The 19,496-nt window shown below is 57.6% G+C and carries 18 protein-coding genes and 1 pseudogene; 13 read left to right on the top strand and 6 right to left on the bottom strand.

The window, feature by feature from the left end; all coding sequences use genetic code 11:
- The first annotated feature begins 35 nt into the window (after window positions 1-35).
- Entirely contained in the window at window positions 36-1,106 is a 1,071-nt protein-coding gene (locus tag QF039_RS13150; RefSeq protein ID WP_307522962.1) for a M42 family peptidase, read from the top strand.
- 44 nt (window positions 1,107-1,150) lie between these two features.
- Window positions 1,151-3,205 carry a PAS domain-containing sensor histidine kinase gene (locus QF039_RS13145; RefSeq protein ID WP_307518696.1) on the top strand — a complete coding sequence of 685 codons (2,055 nt, stop codon included), beginning with the start codon at window positions 1,151-1,153 and terminating at the stop codon, window positions 3,203-3,205.
- Between the two features lie 96 nt (window positions 3,206-3,301).
- Here the strand turns inward: QF039_RS13145 and QF039_RS13140 are convergent, their stop codons facing one another.
- Window positions 3,302-3,712 (bottom strand): low affinity iron permease family protein, encoded by a 411-nt coding sequence (locus QF039_RS13140; RefSeq protein ID WP_058821864.1) that lies wholly within the window; start codon window positions 3,710-3,712, stop codon window positions 3,302-3,304.
- A 210-nt stretch (window positions 3,713-3,922) separates the two neighbouring features.
- Between QF039_RS13140 and QF039_RS13135 the strand changes: the two genes are divergently transcribed.
- A complete protein-coding gene (locus QF039_RS13135; protein ID WP_307518694.1) occupies window positions 3,923-4,423 on the top strand; it encodes a CinA family protein in 501 nt (166 codons plus the stop codon).
- Window positions 4,424-4,844: 421 nt separating this feature from the next.
- The gene (locus QF039_RS13130) at window positions 4,845-5,075 is read left to right on the top strand and encodes a YgjV family protein (protein ID WP_153004025.1); all 231 of its coding nucleotides are present in this window, start codon (window positions 4,845-4,847) and stop codon (window positions 5,073-5,075) included.
- 251 nt (window positions 5,076-5,326) lie between these two features.
- Here the strand turns inward: QF039_RS13130 and QF039_RS13125 are convergent.
- The 5 genes and pseudogenes from QF039_RS13125 to QF039_RS13105 all read right to left on the bottom strand — a co-directional run bounded on the left by QF039_RS13125 (window position 5,327) and on the right by QF039_RS13105 (window position 10,864).
- Window positions 5,327-5,552 (bottom strand): annotated as a pseudogene (locus QF039_RS13125) (DUF2188 domain-containing protein).
- A 22-nt stretch (window positions 5,553-5,574) separates the two neighbouring features.
- Window positions 5,575-9,003, bottom strand: coding sequence for a DNA ligase D (gene ligD, locus QF039_RS13120; RefSeq protein ID WP_307518692.1), 3,429 nt, complete (start codon window positions 9,001-9,003; stop codon window positions 5,575-5,577).
- 198 nt (window positions 9,004-9,201) lie between these two features.
- Window positions 9,202-9,432 (bottom strand): hypothetical protein, encoded by a 231-nt coding sequence (locus tag QF039_RS13115; RefSeq protein WP_058821860.1) that lies wholly within the window; start codon window positions 9,430-9,432, stop codon window positions 9,202-9,204.
- Window positions 9,432-9,731: a hypothetical protein gene (locus QF039_RS13110; RefSeq protein WP_058821859.1), complete on the bottom strand. Its 300-nt coding sequence runs from the start codon at window positions 9,729-9,731 to the stop codon at window positions 9,432-9,434. Before QF039_RS13110 ends, QF039_RS13115 begins: the two co-directional genes overlap by 1 nt.
- 581 nt (window positions 9,732-10,312) lie before the next feature.
- Entirely contained in the window at window positions 10,313-10,864 is a 552-nt protein-coding gene (locus QF039_RS13105; protein WP_307518689.1) for an ATP-dependent Clp protease proteolytic subunit, read from the bottom strand.
- Between the two features lie 654 nt (window positions 10,865-11,518).
- Between QF039_RS13105 and QF039_RS13100 the strand changes: the two genes are divergently transcribed.
- The 9 genes from QF039_RS13100 to QF039_RS13060 all read left to right on the top strand — a co-directional run bounded on the left by QF039_RS13100 (window position 11,519) and on the right by QF039_RS13060 (window position 19,342).
- Window positions 11,519-11,740 (top strand): PLD nuclease N-terminal domain-containing protein, encoded by a 222-nt coding sequence (locus tag QF039_RS13100; protein WP_058821857.1) that lies wholly within the window; start codon window positions 11,519-11,521, stop codon window positions 11,738-11,740.
- Window positions 11,741-11,752: 12 nt separating this feature from the next.
- Window positions 11,753-12,268: a hypothetical protein gene (locus QF039_RS13095; RefSeq protein ID WP_058821856.1), complete on the top strand. Its 516-nt coding sequence runs from the start codon at window positions 11,753-11,755 to the stop codon at window positions 12,266-12,268.
- 8 nt (window positions 12,269-12,276) lie between these two features.
- Entirely contained in the window at window positions 12,277-12,921 is a 645-nt protein-coding gene (locus tag QF039_RS13090; protein WP_268801472.1) for a DUF421 domain-containing protein, read from the top strand.
- Window positions 12,922-13,210: 289 nt separating this feature from the next.
- Window positions 13,211-14,590 carry an iron-containing redox enzyme family protein gene (locus QF039_RS13085; protein WP_058821855.1) on the top strand — a complete coding sequence of 460 codons (1,380 nt, stop codon included), beginning with the start codon at window positions 13,211-13,213 and terminating at the stop codon, window positions 14,588-14,590.
- Between the two features lie 18 nt (window positions 14,591-14,608).
- Window positions 14,609-15,589, top strand: a complete 981-nt coding sequence (locus QF039_RS13080) for a class I SAM-dependent methyltransferase (protein WP_080397805.1) — start codon at window positions 14,609-14,611, stop codon at window positions 15,587-15,589.
- Between the two features lie 6 nt (window positions 15,590-15,595).
- Entirely contained in the window at window positions 15,596-16,708 is a 1,113-nt protein-coding gene (locus tag QF039_RS13075) for a carboxylate-amine ligase (protein ID WP_307518682.1), read from the top strand.
- Between the two features lie 100 nt (window positions 16,709-16,808).
- Complete coding sequence (locus QF039_RS13070; protein ID WP_058821853.1) at window positions 16,809-17,579, top strand: gamma-glutamyl-gamma-aminobutyrate hydrolase family protein; 771 nt, start codon at window positions 16,809-16,811, stop codon at window positions 17,577-17,579.
- A 124-nt stretch (window positions 17,580-17,703) separates the two neighbouring features.
- The gene (locus QF039_RS13065; protein WP_058821852.1) at window positions 17,704-17,934 is read left to right on the top strand and encodes a hypothetical protein; all 231 of its coding nucleotides are present in this window, start codon (window positions 17,704-17,706) and stop codon (window positions 17,932-17,934) included.
- Window positions 17,935-18,010: 76 nt separating this feature from the next.
- Window positions 18,011-19,342, top strand: coding sequence for an APC family permease (locus QF039_RS13060; RefSeq protein WP_307518677.1), 1,332 nt, complete (start codon window positions 18,011-18,013; stop codon window positions 19,340-19,342).
- Window positions 19,343-19,496 lie beyond the last annotated feature (154 nt).

Genomic DNA, 19,496 nt, shown 5'->3' with positions numbered 1-19,496 from the left:
GAAGATACGGTACGGAAAGCATGCGAAAAAATAACATGGCGAGCGACAACGCTTCGACACCCGAAAACGAGCTTCTAACGAAGTTGCTCCTTGCCAGAGGGCCCGGCGGGCAGGAGGATGAAGTTCGAGCAGTCTGCGTAGAGGAGCTAAGTTCGCGATGCGATGAGCAATGGGTCGATCCTGCTGGAAACGTAATAGGGTTGATTCGCGGCCACCAGGACGAAACTGAACCGAGACGCACAATAAAAGTCATGGTGCACATGGATGAGATCGCCATGGTCATCAAGCGCATTGATCAAGATGGCACGTTGAGAGTCACTGCTCTGGGCGGTGTCAACCCAGTAAATTTCGGTATGTGTCCTGTAGACATTCTAGGGGATCTGCAAACAATCCCTGGCGTTCTTTCTTTCGGTTCGATGCATGCCACTACCAACGCCCCGCAAGGCGCTGACGTGTTGTCAGGAAACGTGCATTGGAATGATGTGCACGTCATCACACGTTGCTCTGTTGAAACATTGCGCGCCCTCGGAGTACGTCCTGGAAACAGAGTGACTTTAAGTCGTCATTGGCGTAAGCCGTTTCGCGTACAGGATGCCATTGCGGCGCATTTTTTGGATGACAGAGCACCTATTGTTGCCGCTCTGCAAGCAATGTCAAAGGTGCAGAAGCGTAGAGAGGAATTGCGCAGTGACCTCTATTTCGTCTTCACGACGCTTGAGGAGGAGAGCAACTCCGGAGCTATGTACGCTGCGGCGTCTTTACCAGGTGACACCACGATTGCTTTGGAAGTCGGGCCGGTAATGGACGAATACGCAACCCGCCTTAGCGTGGATCCGATCATCAATACAGGCGATCAGAAGGGCTACTACACGCGCGCCGTCGTAACAGCCTTGAGCGAAGCGGCCAAGCGCTGCGGGTACGATCCTCAACTCGCTCTGCTGGTGGATTTCGCATCGGACGCTAGCGCTGTGATGAGTAGCGGCACCTCAGCCCGAGCGGGTTGTCTGGCCATTCCGACTGAAAATACCCATGGATACGAGTTGATCCTAGAGGGTGCGATACACGCCTGCGCAGCGACATTATCTGAATACCTCGTATCGGCTTAAGCAGCAGCCAGTCGGTGGAAAGATCGTGAACACGGTGTAATGAAATGGCAGATATAAAAGTACATGCCCCACCCGATCACCGCTCTCAGGAGGCGTCTGAAAGACTTCAGCTTGCTCTGGAGGCGGGAGCGATTGTAGGGACATGGGTCTGGGATATTCCCGGCGATAGATTCACTGCGGATGAGCGATTTGCGCGCACGTTTGGTCTGTGCCCTCGACAATGCCAGGAAGGGCTGCCTCTTAAGGTTGTGACCGGCTCAATTCACCCGGACGACGTCATTAGAGTCGAAGCTGCCATCGGCGAAGCAATAGCCAGAGGCGGTGCTTATCGTTGCGAGTACCGAGTTTTGTCAGCTAGCGGGACATATCGATGGATCGAGGCTAATGGTCGCGCTGAAATGGACGCGAATGGCGTGCCCCGGCGTTTCCCAGGCATATTACTTGATATTGAAACGCGTCGTGTCGCTGAAGCTGAGCGGGACAAGATAGCTGCGCTGTTGCGTACATTTGCAGAGGCCGTACCCGGCGTGGTCTACGCGAAAGACCGCCATGGCAGAATGTTGGTCGCCAATCACGGTACCACTCAGCTGATCGGTAAGCCCCAAGACTTTTATTTGGGAAAGACCGACCTGGATTACTTGGAGGACAAAGCTCAGGCTCTGGTTGTCATGGCGACTGATCGTCGGATCATGGAGTCTGGCATCGCCGAGCAAATTGAAGAAAACGTCAGTCATTCTGACGGTTCGCCAGCAACTTGGCTCTCTGTCAAAACACCGCTGTTGAACGAGCATGGAGAGGTGATTGGACTTATAGGGTCGTCCATCGACGTCACCGCCAGAAAAGAAGCCGAGTCAGCGGTGAAGGAGCTGAACCAGACCTTGGAAGAACGCATTCGAGCTGCGGTACAGGATCGCGAAGAGGCTGAGCGTGCGATGCACCACTCGCAAAAAATGGAAGCGGTAGGGCAGCTTACCGGCGGCATCGCTCACGACTTCAATAACCTGTTGGCGGGTATTTCGGGAAGCCTTGAGCTGGTGCAGATACGAATGGCCCAGGGCCGTTTGGCGGAGGTGGACAAATACATTACGGTGGCACAGGGCGCCGTAACACGCGCGGCTTCCTTGACTCACAGGTTACTGGCGTTTTCACGACGTCAGACATTGTCGCCCAGCCCCACCGATGTAAACGCGCTTGTGAGAGGCATGGAAGAGCTGGTTACCAGGTCCGTGGGCCCCGCGATACGACTGCGGATCAGCACTGCTTCGGACTTGTGGCCGGCGCTGATTGATCCGGCCCAGCTTGAAAATGCACTGTTGAATCTATGCATAAACGCCCGCGACGCCATTCTTGAGTGCGGTGAAATCCATATCCACACCAGCAATCTGGTAAACGATGGATCGGTGGACCTTGACCATCATTTGAAGCCAGGCGGGTATCTGAATATCTGCGTTTCGGACAATGGCAGCGGAATGAGTCCGGAAACAGCGGCGAAAGCCATTGAGCCGTTCTTTACCACCAAGCCCGCGGGTACAGGCACGGGGCTGGGCTTATCGATGGTCTATGGCTTCGCTCGACAGTCTGGAGGTGATCTTCATATCAAATCTGAAGAGGGTGCAGGTACGACGATCTGTCTCTATCTGCCGCGGTACGAAGGTGAGGTTGCTACGGAAATTACGCATACCGCGCACAGCGTTATTTCGCCTGGCAATGGCGAGACGGTGCTCGTGGTAGACGACGAGCCTTCAATACGTATGCTGGTGACCGAATTGCTGAGCAGCCTAGGTTACAACGTGATGGAGGCAGCAGATGGCATTTCCGGGTTGCAGCTGTTGCAATCTGACCTGCGTATCGATGTGCTGGTTTCAGACATTGGTTTACCCGGCGGAATGAATGGACGGGAGATGGCTGGGATTGCGCGCAAGAGTCGGCCAGGACTGCCTGTGCTGTTCATCACGGGGTACGCCGAAAGCGCAGTGATGGAGAAGGCCCATTTGGAACCCCGTACCCAGGTTCTTACTAAGCCCTTTGTATTGGATGCAATGAGCGCCCGGGTAGCGACGCTGGTCAAGCTATCCAAGATGCGTTCTACCCGCCAGTAACCCGACGGGTTTGACACATAGCGGACAGGCTCCGTTGGCTTCCCGCGAGTCTTTTGTCTCAGGGAAGCCCTTTAAAGTCGCGACCGTCTGAAATCGTTATTTTTGAGGACTTAATGCAGAGACATGAGGTCCAGTTTTGTCGTCCGTAGCGTGGGATTGGCTGCCCTGACCCAGCGCACTGTATTCATCGCGTAACTGTCTCAATTCTTGGGATCCCAATTTATCCAACGCTAAAGTGGCATTTTGGGCTTCCTGGTTGGCTCTGATCAGCTCATCAAGCTTCAAGTGCAGGATGTCGTTATCCCGGTTCTGAGTGTTTTGGATAAGGAAAACCATTAAAAACGTGACGATTGTCGTGGATGTATTAACGATTAACTGCCAGGTGTCGTTGTAGTGAAAAAACGGCCCGGTGAGTGCCCAGATGACAATCAGCGCGACTGCCACCAGAAAGGTTTTAGGGCTACCTGCCCGGTTCGAAAGCGATTGGCAGAATTCAGCAAATTTCATGATGACGGACTCTAGTTGTGGTTATTCAATAGACCGCAGCGGGGCCGTGAAATTCTTTTTTACAATCGCCAGACCCTACGCTGGCCGGCGTTCTGCGTCACGCATAAGTCAGTGCACGCGCGACGGCGCAAGGGTGGAGAGCACGGTCTGCAAAACTGGAAATAATCGCCTGATTAGAGGTCCAAAGGGCAGTATCCAGAGGAAATGGTCATGAGCAACCCTGTCACCACACTCGAATATTTGAAGGCGAATGGTCTTCGAATCACCACCGCTGAATCCTGTACTGCAGGGAAAATAATCTCGCTTCTTTCGGAGATTCAAGGCGCAGGTGCATGCATCGAAAGCGGGTACGTCGTGTATTCACCGGAAGCGAAGCAACGGCTTTTGTCGGTACGCGCCTATACCATCGAGACATTTAATCTGACCAGCTGTGAGGTAGCCGTTGAAATGGCGCAGGGAGCGCTGCGGGACAGCAACGCTGACGTCGCCTTGGCAACGACCGGGATCCTGGGCCCTGAAGATGTCGACGGCATAGCTGCTGGGACTGTCTGTTTTGCGTGGGCTTTCCGTACCCCGTCAGGCCTGAATGTATTCAGCCGCAGGGAGTGGTTCCCGGGTTCGCGTGATCAGGTGCAGCTGTCGGCTGCCCTGCACGCACTGAAGCATTTGCCAGGCTTTCATCAAAAAGCACTAAGAGGTGAAAAAGGCTGAATCATAAGGTTGTTCCTTTTGGTTGGCATACGTTCGTTGAAAGAATGAAAGGTCTCTCGGTTTAAACCTTTGTCCTTGGCCGAATGTCGATAGCTGAAGAGACTTAGCAAGGTTGAGGAACGCAATGATAGGCATCGTGATACCTGCCCATAACGGAGAAAGGCTTATCCGTGAATGCCCGGACTCCGTGCTGACTTCTGAAGGCGGGCGGGTTTCAGCTTCTGACTGCCCGCGAGGACTTTCACTGGTTGCAGACCTCGAAAGACCGGCGCATGCACCGTCGGGACGGCCACCAACCCGGTGGTCATCAACGCACGCCGGGACTACATGTGTCGTGCGACTACCTGGCTTCCCTAATGCCGCCTGATGCCCACGGCGGAGTCGAGCCTTCCATGCCCCAGCCCCGTAACAGGTTGACGTTTTGGACCTGATTGATTGGCTGCAGTGGCCTGCCATGGTCGTCACGGTCATCTCGGCCTGGTTTATCGGGTCTCAACAGCGACGCCGACGCAGGGTTGCCTTTTGGGGGTTCATTCTGAGCAATGCGTTATGGGTAGTCTGGGGATGGCACGCGAATGCGTTTGGGCTGATCGTGCTTGAGTGCATTTTGCTGGGGATGAACGTTCGAGGCTTCAGGAAGAATCGGGCGTAAACATCAGTCTTGGTTGAGCCTAGGTTCTGCTCCGGCCGTTACGCACCGTTTGTCTGAACGTCGGCGAAGCGTTTGATAATCAGCTGGCTTTCTCAGTTGATCATGGGAGAGGGGCGCACACGCATACACCCCCTAGAAGGTTCTGAATGCTAAGGATCACAGCCTTTAAACCCATGCGGTGCTTTTTTGAACGATCGAGCACCTGCTGAAAACTCAAGGGATCATGTTTGAATTGAAAAAAATTCGTGGCACTAGCCTTTGGTCTTCGTCGGGTCAGCACGCCGAGGGTACGTGCGCTCTCCCTGAATCGAACCGTCTTCCTTATGAATCTTCAGCGAGGCTGTTTTTCCATCAAGGAATTCACTGGCGAGCTCTATTATTTCAGCCTTCGTGGTTGCCGTTTTCGACGCGCGCTCCGTGCCCCTCTTTCTTTAAGGCCCAACCGTTTTCAGTCCGCGTGATGTGGTAGTTATCCATTTCATCTCTCCAGATGTGGGTGCTACTTGAGACCTATGCGTTTACGCATTTGGGCCGTGATGGTTTGCTTTGTTCCAGGCATGTCGGCCCACGGATCAACATCCAGCGCTCCCAGGCGTTGATGGATGTTTTGAATGTTCCAGACGTTGGCGCCTTTGATCTCTTTCAGCTCATCCCGGAAAATCGGCACTGATACTGGTAGCCCCTCGCGCGTACGCGCCGAGTAAGCGCAAATGGTGGTTGCGCCCAAGCCATTGCGCAGGTAATCGATGAAGATGCGGCCTACCCGGTTTTTAGGTCCGGAAACGGCCGAGAATCGATCTGGAAGCAGATTGGCGATGTGTTTGACAACCGCGTGGCTGAAGCTTTTTACCGCATCCCAATCTTCCTTCGGCGTCAATGGGACGACAATGTGAATACCCTTGCCGCCGCTGGTTTTCAGAAATGATGTGAGCCCTAACTCATCCAGCACCGTGAGTGTCAGTTGGGTTGCCTCCACCATACTCCTCCAGGGCAGTGCAGGGTCGGGGTCGAGGTCGAGAATAAATCGATCAGGGCGATGCAAGTCCTTGGAGACGGCGTTCCAGGTGTGCAGCTCAATGGTGCTCATCTGTACCGCGCCTATCAGCGTCTCGATAGTATTGATTAACATCACCGGGTGGCCCGTCTCTTCTTTACCGATGATCTCGATGCCGGGGATTGCCAAGCGCTCGGCGTTTTTCTGGAAAAACAGTTCCCCGCCGATACCGTCTGGCGCACGCACCAACGCGACCGGGCGGTTGAGCAACTGCGGCAAGAGCCATTCAGAGACACCGATGTAATAGTCCGCCAAGTCACGCTTGGTTGCGCTGCTCGTAGGGTCAATCACGCGTTGGGGGTGCGTGAGCCGGATACTGGTGGCGGCCTCTTCGCCGTCTTTACCCTTGGCCGCCGCCGCAGGTGGTTTTTTCCGGACGGGCTTTTTCTCGGCCTGCGGGGTTTCCGCCGGGCGCTCTTCGGTGATCGATTTCGCGGGTTTATCGTTGCGCAACCCCTGGAACACGGCGTGCCTGACCGAACCCTCTTGGGTGATTTCGGCAAAAGCGATTTCTGCCAGCAGCGATGGCTTGAGCCAATGAACGTCCTTGGCGTCGGCGCCCGTCGGCGGGTTTACGACGGCAGGCTTTTTGGCCTCAAGGGGCGTCAGTTGTGCGTAGATCGTCGTCAGTGTCGCCTGGTTGAATCCGGTGCCGACTTTGCCTGCGTATTTAAGCTCGCCGCTGTCAGCGTCATGCAGGCCCAATAACAGCGCGCCGAATTTGCTGCGTGAACCCTTCGGCTCGGTATAGCCGACGATGACAAATTCCTGCCGCCGTTTACATTTGAGTTTGATCCAGTCGCCGCTGCGACGTGAGACGTACGGGCTGCCCACGCGTTTGCCGATGAGGCTTTCCATTTGCATTTGGCAAGCGCTGTTCAGCAGCGCTTCCGGGGTTTCGGCGAAGTCGTCCGAGAATTTGAGTACCTCGTCCTCACTGCGCTCCAGCACCTTGGATAACGCTTCGCGGCGCTGCTCTACCGGGACTTCCCGTAGATCCATGCCGTTGAGAAAAGGCAGGTCAAAAAGGTAATAAACAATGTTGCCGCTACGGCCCTGCTCAAATGCATTTTGGAGTGCCTGGAAATCGGGGACGCCCTGCGCATTGGCAACAACCATTTCGCCATCGAGCCAGGCGGACTCCAGGGCGAGGCTGGCAATCGCTTCGGCCTGACGAGGAAGTTTGTGCGTCCAGTCGTGACCGTTGCGGGTAAACAACTGCACCGTGCCGTTATCGACTTTGGCCATGATGCGGTAACCGTCGAATTTGATCTCGTAGCGCCAATCGCCCTCCGGCGCGGAATCTACAAGCGTGGCCAGTTCAGGCTTTAGACTGTCGGGGAGTGTCGAGGGGCGGGCATTGACCAGTTGCGTGTGGCCAGGCTTCGTCCGCGGAGCGGGGGCCTTTTCGACGGGCTTGGGATCAGCCGATTTTCCCGAGCGCTTCTTCTGCACGATAGTGCGTTCGCTCAGCACGCTATGGGGTTCGGTGTTGACGATGTCGTATTCGCTTTCCGGTCGGGCGAATTCGTCCTGATGCTTGATCAAAAACCATTGTTCCTGCTTGCCAGGGATATGCGTCTTGACCAGGTTCCAGACGCCGCCGAGCTTTTCTCCCTGCAACTCGAATTTCAGCCGGCCTTTGGCATAGGCCTCGGCAGGATCGGATAAGGGTTTCCAGATACCGCGATCCCACACAATGACGTCACCGGCACCGTAATGGCCCTCCGGGATCGTACCTTCAAATGTTGCGTAATCGAGCGGATGGTCTTCGACATGCACGGCCAGGCGTTTGGATTTCGGGTCCAGCGAAGGGCCCTTGGGCACCGCCCAACTCTTCAGTGTTCCGTCGAGCTCCAGGCGAAAGTCGTAATGCAGGCGCGTCGCATCGTGCTTCTGGATGCAGAACTGCAGCGCAGCCGGTTCACGGGCCTTTTTCGGGGCAGATTTATGCGGTTTTGCGCTGCCCGACGGTTCCGAGGTCGCATTGAAATCACGCTTTCGGTTGTATTCATCGAGCGTGTCGGAGGGCTTTGCCGTTGAGTGTGAGTCGTCCGCGTTGCGCTTCGTGTTCCTCTTGGATCGAGTCTTTCGCGATGAGATTTCAATCCATGTCGGCGCATGATCACTGGCATGCGCTTCGCCCCGCACCCAGGCATCCACGCCCGCGTTTTTAAGGTAAGGGGCGAGCACCGGGTTCAGCAGGAGATGGTCAATGCGCAGGCCGGAATTCTTCTGCCAGTGCTGACGGAAATAATCCCAGAACGTATACACGCGCTCCTCCGGGTACAGGTGCCTCACCGAGTCGATCCAGCCTTGGGCCAGGAGCCTTTGGTAGCACTCGCGGCTTTGCGGTTGAAGAAGCGCATCCTTGAGCCAGGAACGCGTGTTGTAGATATCAATGTCGGTGGGCACCACGTTGTAATCGCCCGCGAGGACCACAGGGTGTTCGCTGGCGTGCAGTGTTTCGGCGTGCGCGATCAGTTGCTCAAACCACTTGAGCTTGTATTCAAACTTGGGCCCTGGCTGCGGGTTTCCATTGGGCAGGTATAGGCAGCCGACGACGACGCCATGTACCGCCGCTTCCAGGTACCGAGACTGCGAATCGTCTTCAGCCCCAGGCAAGCCTTTATGGATCAAGAGGGGTTCGGACTCGCGCGCAAGAATCGCCACGCCGTTCCATGAGGCTTGGCCATGGTGCAATGAGCCGTAACCCGCTGCTTCAAGGTCGCCTGCAGGGAACGCGTGATCCTGTGCCTTCAGCTCTTGCAGGCAGACGATGTCCGGGCGCTCCTTCGCAAGCCATTGCAGCAGATTGGGAAGACGCGCCCCGATACCGTTGACATTGAATGTAGCGATTTTGAGGTTCTGCATTGCCTCGGTCCTTGAATGTGCTCGGAACGCTCTTATCCGAGTGCAAAGATGCGGCCCAAGTTCTATTTATTGGCGCGTCGAGCGGCTGGCGCAGACAGCACGGGAGCGATGCGAGAGGGTTTGGGCCACCTGACATTTCGGCGCAAGTTGGCAAGCCGAAACACTAGCCTCAACCACGCTCAGGCCGGTCCCCTGCGGTCAATCAACCCGCGCGAGTGCCGGCCTGCGGTTGGCGGGCTTGCTCACACGTTCCGCGCTCGGGTAAAAATCCGGGTTGAATAACGGCTGCTCCTGCAAGGCTGCTTCCAGAGCTTGCAGGTGTTTTGCCAGGATCTTCACCGACCCCACCGGGTTGGCGGGGTCGAATGAGATTTTGCCGCTGGCAATCAACACCATTGCCAGTTCCCACGCACGCTGCGAGTTGTCCATCACGCTGTCTCCTTCTCAGCCGTTACGATTGTCGCCCCCTCAGACGTTGAAAAAGCACACGGTGGTGGGAATTCCCTGTTGAGCACACTGAGGTGTTCTATCGCTTCGCGAAAAAGTGATTCGGCCTTGCGACGCAACTGCAGGTACTCATCAAAGCGTTCACTGTCGAAATCAGGATGATCCAGGAGGTCGAACGCGTCGCGGCTGAGTGTGTTGGCCTGGGTGAAGAGTTTCTGGTTCTGCTCCATTGCGAGACGGCGGCAGGCGGTCAGTTGTGCGGGTGTAGGGTTAAATTGCATGACGGGCGTCCTTCATCGAGTAGCTCCTTTTGATAGGCAATGCCGCAGGGGAGCCGAACCTGGTACCAACCTTGGTAACGCGTACCAATAGTTGTGTGACCCGCCGAAAAAGCGTTGGTATCAAACGGTTTATCTTTGAAATATCGATGACTTAATCGATCCAGTTGGGCGAAATGATCTTCTTTTTAGATCGAGAGAGCGGAGGGTGGATTGTGGGCGTTCGTGCGGTTCAATGGGGTATACCTGAAGGACCGAGTCGTTTTGCATCGCAGGCAAGCCAGCTCCCACAGTTGACCGATTAATGCTTGAGTGACCAGTCACATCTGATCGTTCCCACGCAGCGAGGGAACGATCAATCAGGTGTCGCTTGTGATCCGTTTTTACTCGGACCACTCAGGTCGGCTCTCAGGCCGCCGTGCTGTGCTTTTGACCTGCTTGATCTTGATCTCAGGCGTCCCGTTAAACCACGCTCGCCCAACGCAGGCTTTGAAGCGTAGCTAGCCCGGCAGGACGCTGGGTTAGCCGTATTAGGTCACAAGGCCAACCCCCGAGACCAACCACTAAAACGCGACGTCACCCGACTAGGAATGAATAAAGGTGCACACCTGTTCCGCCTGGATCACAGGCAACTGAATCGCATGGATAAGCCCGCTAGCCAGTGCCTGATGCGGATCAAGAATGCGCGGGGCGGCGATCAAGTACCGTTCGGTGTCGAGCTTTTCCTCGGCTTGCGATGTTCGCTGCGCAACGATGCGTGCGTACAGTTGCAAATCATAGTCGAGGCTCATGGCGTATTCGGACATTCGTGAATGGTCGACGGCGCCCTGCACATGCCAATGAAACGGGTGGAACAAAAACTTGCTGTGTTCGCACGCTGTTCGGCGCTCGCCCGCCAGGAAGATAATATTGCCCATCGATTCCACCGTCCCCAGGTTGTGGGTATGCACCGGGATCGGCAGAGCGAGCAGAAAGTTGTACATCGTAAAACCGTAACTGCATTCGCCGCCCATGGTTGCGATGTTAACGACCAAGCCGGTCGCATTCTGCTGAACAGCCAAGGAGGCCTTTTCGATGAGCTGGCTACAGGTCGACGCGTTGACCGGGCCGGTGAAGTTGATGACATGTAAAGGCATAAGCACCTCTGAGACAGTAGGAACGAATGTTCAGGGTTAGGGCGTTTTATGAATGCCTTATTGGAATAACACGTTTTGGAAAGTGCGCGGTGGTTAGCTAACGCGCTCGCAGACGGGTGGTGACTGTGTAGCGCGGACAGTTGCTTCCGCGTGCTCGGTGGTTTCCACGCGCTCATAACAATTCGGCGTTTTCGGCGACGTCCTTGCACCGCCTGCTGGCCGGGGTTCACTGACGACGGTGCGGTGGGGGGCGTGTCGTTGCGGTTCAATGGCAGCTCGCATGGTGTCTTCCTTTGGATTAAGCGAAGGGGCAGCGGGGCCGCCCCTTGCATCACTTACGACTGGCGACCGCCGCCATGTTTTGCGTAGTTGGCGTTTCGCTAGTTGCTGATTAATACAGCGGTTATCTGTTCCGATCAGCGCGTTTTGGAAATCGTTTTGAGAGATTTGCGAAATGCCGATGAACGGCATAAAGCGCAATAAGACTTATACAAGGAGTTAGAAAAAATACCGTTTCGTATAACCGTTGGGAGTAAACGATATTGAAATAATGGCACTGTTGCCGCTTTGCTTAGTGTGGCCGTCGGCGCTTAAAAAATAATGAACCCTGCTGGTGTAACCCCTACCTAAAGATTCATAACCTGGAGGTGCACCATGCAAACCACGTACTTTTGGATCGGCTTGGCCGTCGTGCTCATCCTGATCGATTTGTGGATCATCAACAGCGTCTGGCGAAGCGATAACGCGTCAGGGAGCAAGGCCGGCTGGACGGCAGTCGTCGTGCTGTTGCCGTTTTTAGGCGCAGCCATATGGGCCATTGCCGGCCCGCGCGGCGTCACTAAGGGGCCGTCTTCGCCCGAACACAGCAAGGGGTGAGCAAAGATCGACATGAACGCCTTAAAACCTGACGACCTGAAGAGCCGCCACTGCCCGGTACAAGAAGACATGGCCTTGCAGCGCAAGGTCTGGCGCTTCGAGCGATTGGGCTGGTATGCGCTGGTCGTGTTGATGGGGCTGACGTTGGCCGGGTTGTTCTCGAAGGGGCCGCTGAGTACCGCCGATGTGCGCAGTGCCGATGGGCAGTTGCATGTGGAGTACCAGCGGTTCCTGCGCAACGGTTCCTCCGACGGGCTGGTGGTTCACCTGCAGGGCCTGGCGCGCGAAACCCTTGAGGTCGAGATCACGGGCGAGCTGCTGCGCGGTTTCAATATTGAAATGCTGCAGCCTCAGCCGCTCAAGGCCAGCGCCGCCGGCGAGGGCGTGAAGCTGTGGCTGCTGAGCGATAACGACGGCCAGGCAACTTTGCACCTGACCCTGCGCAGTGACGGCGTAGGCAGCTTTGCGACCCGGGTGTCGCGAACGGGCGGGGCTTCTGTGCGCTTCTCTCAATTCATTTATCCCTAGGGGCGCCCATGGATTCGGTCTTGCGTGCAGCCGCGATTTACCTGGTGCTGATGGTGCTGTTCAAGATCGCCGGCCGGCGCTCCCTGGCGGAACTCACCACCTTCGACCTGGTGTTGTTGATGGTGATTGGCGAGGCCACACAACAGGCATTGCTGGGCGATGATTTCTCGTTGGTCAATGCGGTGCTGGTGATTGTCACGCTGATTGCGATCGACATCGGTTTCTCATTGGTCAAGCAGCGTTCGCTGGGCTTTTCGCGCCTGCTCGACGGCGGGCCGACCATTTTGGTCGAGCAGGGCCGCGTGCTCCGCCAACGCTTGAAGCACGCGCGACTGGACGAAGAAGACATCCTTGAAGCGTCGCGATCCGCGCAGGGCATTGTTGATATAAGCCAGATCAAATTCGCGATTCTGGAGCGCAACGGAAAAATTTCAATCATCCCCTATGAGTCAGCCGAGGAGGCTATGCCGATGAATACACCATCCACCACCCCTCAATACGACGCGTCTGAACAGCTTCCGGAAAAAGACCTCGGCCAAGGGCTCAGCGACGATGAGCGCGTCTCCAGGGAAGGCGAGCGCAACCCGCATTCCAACGGTAATGGCGCGCGGGTTACCCCAGGGCCTGAAGACGAAAAACGCTTGAAGCCTTGACGCGGTTGGACGCGTTGCGGGCCAACCCATCACTTGGTCAGGTGCGGGCGAACGCCGATGGAATTTTTGCCCAGCGTGCAGCTCTTTCGTAATAGAGGCGCAAAAAAAAGCGCCCTGTAACAGGCCTTCGCAGTCGCGTAGGCCCGAATAAAAATTTGCGGATGGAGCCTGCCATGCCTGCATTGCCCGGTTGCATAGCCTTCCTGTTTTGTCCCGTTGCACTCGGCGTGTACCTGCCTGCCGGTGGCCGCTGGAGGATGCGCCTGGTCCGCCACCCAAGGAGCCGTTTATGACTGTCTTTCAAACCCTGAAAAATGCGTCCAGCCAGTGGCTGCATGAGGGTACTTTGCGCAGCCAGTACCACAGTCTGCTTACCGATTGGGACGCCAAAACTTCACAGCAGGCGGCAGATTTCCTGGAGGCGCAGCTGGAGCTCGTCGGACCCGCTGACGATGCGCCGTTGCCAACATCGCCTGACCAACTGATGGAGTGGGTTGAACACAATTGCACCGCGGTTGCCCAGGCATACGCGCAGTATCTGCAAGGTCGACAGCAAGGCGGCGACCGCCGCTATTTTCAAAATAAAGCTCACGCCCTGTATTTCCTGCAATGCGTGGCGCCGACCAAACACGTCGACGGTGCCTGGCTCTACGGGGTGCTTGCGCACTGGCCGGATTATCGCTACGACGGGCTTTTGACCACCTACCTGGAAGAGCTCGGCGACGGCGAGTCGGCGCAGAACCATGTCGCGATTTACCAGCGCCTGTTGGCCGAGCAAGATTGCGACGGCGATTTCGACTGGCAAGATCAACACTTTCACCAAGGCGCCATCCAGTTGGCACTGGGCCACAGCGCCCAACGGCACATGCCGGAAATCGTCGGCTATAACCTGGGCTATGAACAACTGCCGCTGCACCTGCTCATCTGCGCCTACGAACTCACGGAGCTGGGCATTGACCCCTATTATTTCAGCCTTCATGTGACCATCGACAACGCCAGCAGCGGCCACGCCCGCCGCGCGGTGCAAGCGGTTCTGGCGTTGATGCCCCAAGGTATGGACCCGACCGAGTATTGGCAACGGGTGCGCCGCGGTTACCAGTTGAACGACCTTGGCGTGGGCTCGACGGCCATCATTCAGGCGTTTGACCTGGAACACGAACTGGTCGCGATGCTTGAACGCAAGCGCCCGTTCGGCCAGCACATGCATTCCGATTACTGCCGCTTTGAAGGCAAGACTGTCAATCAGTGGCTGTCGCAACCGGGGCAGGTTCGCGGTTTCCTGCAAGCCCTGCAGGACAAGGGTTGGATCAAGCGACACCAGGCCCCTGAAGACAGCCGTTTCTGGCAATTGATCGACGGCGCAGGGGCCGCCATGTTCGGCGTGTTCAGTGGTTATGAAAAACAATTGCTGCGCGACTGGATCGCCGGGGATTGGTGCGATGCAAAACGTATTGCTCGCCCACGCTCAGCGCTGCCCGTGTCGCCAGACGCGAACGCAACCACGCCCCACGACCCCGAAATGCATGCACTCCAAGAGGCACTGGCGTCGCACAACGGCGAGCAGCCGTTAGCCCTGTTGTTACCGTGGCTGCGCCCTGACCGTCATCATCGCCCCGCTGGCTTGTTCGCCACTCGGCGTTTTATTGAACTGCGCGCACGCCTGCGCTGATTGACAAGGAATGCGCCCATGGCCGATCCGCTGCTGTATTCGTCGCCGCCCATTTCATCGGCCCAGTCCCGTGCCGACCGGGCGCTGCTGCACTTGGGCCGCCGCTTGCAGGCGGATGACTATCGCTTTATCACGCCCACGCCGCTGACCCACCAACGGGTCAACGCCCGTTTGGATAATGCGCCGGCCAGCGACATGCGCGGGATTTTCGGTTGGTCGCGACCCTTTGATGCGCAGGTGTTCGAGCCCACCGAATGGCGGGAGCTGCAAGAGACCGGCATTGTCGTCAAGGCGCATGGGCGTTGGCACAGCACGGTACGCTGGTCGACCCTGGGCCCGTTGCTCTTGGCACATTCGGCGTTTCCAACCGAGGACGCGGACTCGGTGTTTTTCGGCCCCGACACCTACCGTTTTGCCGGCGTCATTGACGACTGTCTGCGTGAGCGCTTTGCGCCGATCCACCGCGCCGTGGACATCGGCTGCGGCTCGGGCGCCGGTGCCTTGCTGGTGGCGCGTGCGCGCCATGACGCTGAGGTGCTGGCGGTGGACATCAACCCCAAGGCGCTACGCCTGAGCGCGGTCAACGCCGAATTGGCCGAGACGCCGAACGTCAGCGTCTATCACAGCGACGTGCTCGACAGCGTCGACGGCTGCTTCGACCTGATCCTCGCCAACCCGCCCTACATGAAGGACGGTCAACAGCGCGCCTACCGCCATGGCGGCGGCGAACTGGGTGAAGCGCTGTCGTTGCGCATCCTGCGTGAAGCGCTGCCGCGCCTGGCGCGCGACGGCACCTTGTTGCTCTACTCCGGCGTGGCGATGGTCGACGGTCGCGATGCGTTCCTTGAGGCCGCCCGTGCCATGTTGACCAGCGACGCGTTTGGCTGGACCTACCGCGAACTGGACCCTGACGTGTTCGGCGAAGAACTGGAAAAACCCGGCTACGAGCGGGTCGAGCGCATCGCCGCAGTGGCGCTGACCGTTACGCGCCTGAGCTGACCGGCCATGGACCACATACAGCGCTTTGGCATTGAAGAAGAGTATTTCATCATTGATTTGCGCAGCCGACGCCTGCTCGCCGAGCCGCCGGCGCGGGTGTTGGCGGCGTGTCGCGAGGCCATTGGCGAGGGCTTTTCCTATGAGATGTTCCAAGGCCAGGTCGAAGTCGCATCGCCGGTGTTTGACGATGCCGCACACGCTGCCACCTACCTTGGCCGCGTGCGCCGGGAACTGAACCAGGCATTGGCCGAACTCGGGCTGGGGTTTATCAGCAGCGGCGCGCACCCCATGGCCGATTGGCAGGCGCAACGGGCGACCTCGCAGGCGCATTTTCAACGCTTGTTCGATGAGTTTCAGATCGTTGCGCAGCGTAGCGTGCTCAGCGGTCTGCACGTTCACGCAGAGATCCCGGCGGGCGTAGACCGCATCGCGGTGATGAACGAGGTATTGCCCTGGTTGCCGATGCTGCTGGCTCTGAGCGTTTCATCGCCCTTGTGGCAGGGTCAACCCAGTGGCTACTGCAGCTACCGGCAAGTGGTGTGTGACGAGTGGCCGCGTATGGGTATCCCTGAATACTTGCCGGATGAGCAAAGTTTTGAGCACTACCTGGGCTTATTGAAGCGTATCGGCGCGGTAGCCAGCGATGCAAATGTCTGGTGGGGTTGCCGACCCTCTTTAAATTACCCGACGCTGGAGTTGCGCATGACCGACGCGTGCCCACGGTTGAGCGACGCACTGGTCTTGGCCGGGCTGTTCAGGGTGATGGTCAAACATGCCTGCCTGTTACCGGCACCCGGTAGCCTATATAGCCTCGAACGTCACTGGTTACTCAAAGAAAACCGCATCCAGGCTCGGCGCTGGGGCGCCCAGGGGCGCTTTGTGCTGGCGCCGGATACTGAGGCGATATCCCTCGAGCGCTGGCTGACGATCGCCGAACAGCAATTTGGATGCGCCGCCCACGCGCTGGGCGAACAAGATGTTTTCACCCAGGCACGGCAGCTGTTGCGAGACGGCACCAGCGCCGAGCGCCAACTGCGGGCCTTCAATGACCAATCGTCGATGCTGCGCGGCGGACACGCCGTTGTTGACCTTTTGCTCAAAGAAAGTTGCGGGGCCTAGACAGCCTCACGCGTTTCCCGTGTCGGTTGCACACAGCACTACAGGCCGCAAATGAATGCCGATCCGTTCGGCACAACGCTAGCGATAACACGAGGTTGATATGTCGCACCTGCCTATCATCGGCGTCACCGCCTGCTCATGGCAAATCGGTCAGCACGCGGTCCAGATTAACGACACGAAGTATTCGCAGGCGGTCTGTACCGCAGCCAAGGGGCTGCCCGTGATTTTGCCAGTCCTTGCGGACAGGCTTGACCCCGCCGAGATCATTCACCATCTGGATGGATTGCTGTTTACCGGCGCACCGTCAGATATCGAACCGCATCTTTACGGCGGGCCGCCCAGTCCGCCGGGAATGCCGTGCGACCCCGCCCGCGATCAACTGGCGCTGCCGCTCTGGCGTGCGGCCGTTAAGGCTGGCTTGCCTGTATTGGGAATCTGCCGCGGTCTGCAGGAAATGAACGTTGCCTTTGGCGGCACACTGCATCAGCGGCTCGATCCGCCCGGCGCCGAGCACGAGCCGCCGAGCAATGAACCGATTGAACAGCAATATGATCGAGCGCATGCCATTACTGTGCAGCCGGGTGGCTTACTCGCCCGGTTGGGACTGGCCGGTGTGATCGACGTCAATTCCGTTCACAGCCAAGGCATTGCCAGTGTGGGAGGTGGCCTGCGCATCGAGGCGGTCGCGGAAGATGGATTGGTGGAAGGGCTTTCCGTTGAGGACAGCGTAGCTTTTGCACTAGGGATCCAGTGGCATCCGGAATGGCAGGTCACGTCCAACCCTGACTACTTGGCCATTTTCGAGGCGTTCGGCGATGCCTGCCGATTACGCGCAGCGCAACGTGCATGCGCGTCGGAACAGGCGCAGTGATCCGGGCCTGTTGCAAAAAGTGAGCAGGCAAAGAAATCGAACTCTTTGCGCGCTGTCGGCATCCATTTTCAAACAACGCACATACTGTGAAGTGCCATCACGCATACAACGAGGAGGCGGGTCGATGGAAAGCTACCCAATGGACGACAACGACAGCGGCAAACGTAATCGTCAGGTCGGCAATGCGTTAGGTCTAGCGGCCGACGAGGTCGAACTGTGGGTGAAGGCAATAGAGGAGGACGGTAGCGGCATGGGCTACGTGGTGCATTTTTCAAAACGCACACCTGCCGAAGTGTTGGCCAAGGTTGCTGGGCTCGGCGCTGATCGTACGATCAATATCGGCCCAATCGACTGATAGGTCAGACCCCCGGTGAATCTTATCCGGTGCCGCGCCGGCTGATTGCTCATTGTTTGCGCCCTAAGAGTCGTCCATGAACGAACCCACATCAGTGCCCCAAGCTCAATCCAAACCCAGGTTGCGCCGTGCCATAACCGGGCCGATGCTGTTCCTCTTCATTCTTGGCGATGTACTCGGCGCGGGCGTTTATGCACTCGCCGGCACCATTGCAGGCGAAGTCGGCGGTGCCATCTGGGTCCCGCTGCTGTTGGCGCTGTTCTTCGCCATGCTCACCGCCGGCTCCTACGCCGAACTGGTGACAAAATACCCACATGCCGGCGCTGCATCGGTATTCGCGGAGAAGGCTTTTAAATCGCCCCTGATCTCCTTTCTGGTGGGCTTCAGCATGCTCGCCGCTGCGGTGACCAGCGCGGCGGGGCTTTCCCTGGCCTTTGCCGGGGATTACCTGGCGGCATTCATTGACGTCTCACCCTCTGTCGCTGCGCTGGTGTTCCTGGTGATGATTGCGTTGTTGAATGCACGTGGTGTCAAGGAGTCGCTGGGCGCGAACGTTGTCATGACGGTCATCGAAGTGTCCGGGTTACTGTTGGTGATCGTCGCCGCTGGGTGGTTCTTTCGGTCAAGTGAGGCCCACTTCGGCCGCGCCCTCGAGTTCAAGGCTGGCGTCAATCCCGTGCTTGGAGTGCTCAGCGCGGCATTGCTGGCGTTCTACTCATTCGTCGGCTTCGAGACGTCGGCCAATCTGGCAGAGGAAATTCAACGCGTGCGTACGGTTTACCCACGCGCACTGTTTGCTGCGCTGATCACGGCGGGAATTGTGTACATGGGGGTTGGAGTCGCCGCGTCCGTGGTGCTGCCGATGGAAAAACTGGCGGGGTCTTCAGCGCCGCTGCTTGAAGTTGTACGCGCGTCAGGCCTGAATATTCCGCCCAACGTCTTCGCATTCATTGCGCTGGTTGCGGTCGCCAACGGTGCACTGTTGACCATGATCATGGCCAGTCGGTTAATGTTTGGGATGGCGCGTCTGGAGCTGCTACCCACGGCTCTTTCAAAGGTGCTCCCAAAGCGCCGCACGCCATGGGCCGCGATTGTCGCGAGCACGCTCGTGGCAATCGGTCTTACCCTGACCGGCACGCTCGCCGCGTTGGCGCAGACAGTCGTGCTGTTGCTGCTGTTTGTGTTCTTGAGCACCAACGTTGCGGTGCTGGTGTTGCGCGGCGACACAGTCGCAGAACAGCACTTTCGTGTGCCGACCTGGGTGCCGGTACTGGCGATTATTTCCTGCTTGCTCCTGCTCAGCCAGCAGGGGCTCGACACCTGGTTGCGCGGCGCCGCATTGCTCATGGTCGGAATACTGCTGTACGGCTGCAACCGTCTGGTAGCACCCGTCGCAAAGGCGAGTTGATTGTCAGCGGAGAGCGTTTCTGTAACCGCTCCATCAAGCTGACGGTCGCTTACGGGCGTCCCGCCACCCCCGGCCTTCTGACCACCCGCTTGCCCTGTGCGCTCTGACCGCTGGTCGCGCTGCGAGTATTCTTTTGAAATTTTCGAATAGCCGG

It is taken from the genome of Pseudomonas sp. W2I6 (assembly GCF_030815935.1).
Taxonomy (GTDB): domain Bacteria; phylum Pseudomonadota; class Gammaproteobacteria; order Pseudomonadales; family Pseudomonadaceae; genus Aquipseudomonas.
Note: the sequence above shows the minus strand (reverse complement) of the source record. Positions and strands in the feature narration are given on the sequence as shown.

Coding starts and splice junctions, on each gene's coding strand:
- ligD (WP_307518692.1), bottom strand. CDS start 9,003: ATGCAGAACCTCAAAATCGCTACATTCAATGTCAACGGTATCGGGGCG.
- QF039_RS13140 (WP_058821864.1), bottom strand. CDS start 3,712: ATGAAATTTGCTGAATTCTGCCAATCGCTTTCGAACCGGGCAGGTAGC.
- QF039_RS13060 (WP_307518677.1), top strand. CDS start 18,011: ATGAACGAACCCACATCAGTGCCCCAAGCTCAATCCAAACCCAGGTTG.
- QF039_RS13100 (WP_058821857.1), top strand. CDS start 11,519: ATGCAAACCACGTACTTTTGGATCGGCTTGGCCGTCGTGCTCATCCTG.
- QF039_RS13145 (WP_307518696.1), top strand. CDS start 1,151: ATGGCAGATATAAAAGTACATGCCCCACCCGATCACCGCTCTCAGGAG.
- QF039_RS13065 (WP_058821852.1), top strand. CDS start 17,704: ATGGAAAGCTACCCAATGGACGACAACGACAGCGGCAAACGTAATCGT.
- QF039_RS13080 (WP_080397805.1), top strand. CDS start 14,609: ATGGCCGATCCGCTGCTGTATTCGTCGCCGCCCATTTCATCGGCCCAG.
- QF039_RS13150 (WP_307522962.1), top strand. CDS start 36: ATGGCGAGCGACAACGCTTCGACACCCGAAAACGAGCTTCTAACGAAG.
- QF039_RS13105 (WP_307518689.1), bottom strand. CDS start 10,864: ATGCCTTTACATGTCATCAACTTCACCGGCCCGGTCAACGCGTCGACC.
- QF039_RS13070 (WP_058821853.1), top strand. CDS start 16,809: ATGTCGCACCTGCCTATCATCGGCGTCACCGCCTGCTCATGGCAAATC.
- QF039_RS13075 (WP_307518682.1), top strand. CDS start 15,596: ATGGACCACATACAGCGCTTTGGCATTGAAGAAGAGTATTTCATCATT.
- QF039_RS13085 (WP_058821855.1), top strand. CDS start 13,211: ATGACTGTCTTTCAAACCCTGAAAAATGCGTCCAGCCAGTGGCTGCAT.
- QF039_RS13135 (WP_307518694.1), top strand. CDS start 3,923: ATGAGCAACCCTGTCACCACACTCGAATATTTGAAGGCGAATGGTCTT.
- QF039_RS13110 (WP_058821859.1), bottom strand. CDS start 9,731: ATGCAATTTAACCCTACACCCGCACAACTGACCGCCTGCCGCCGTCTC.
- QF039_RS13095 (WP_058821856.1), top strand. CDS start 11,753: ATGAACGCCTTAAAACCTGACGACCTGAAGAGCCGCCACTGCCCGGTA.
- QF039_RS13115 (WP_058821860.1), bottom strand. CDS start 9,432: ATGGACAACTCGCAGCGTGCGTGGGAACTGGCAATGGTGTTGATTGCC.
- QF039_RS13090 (WP_268801472.1), top strand. CDS start 12,277: ATGGATTCGGTCTTGCGTGCAGCCGCGATTTACCTGGTGCTGATGGTG.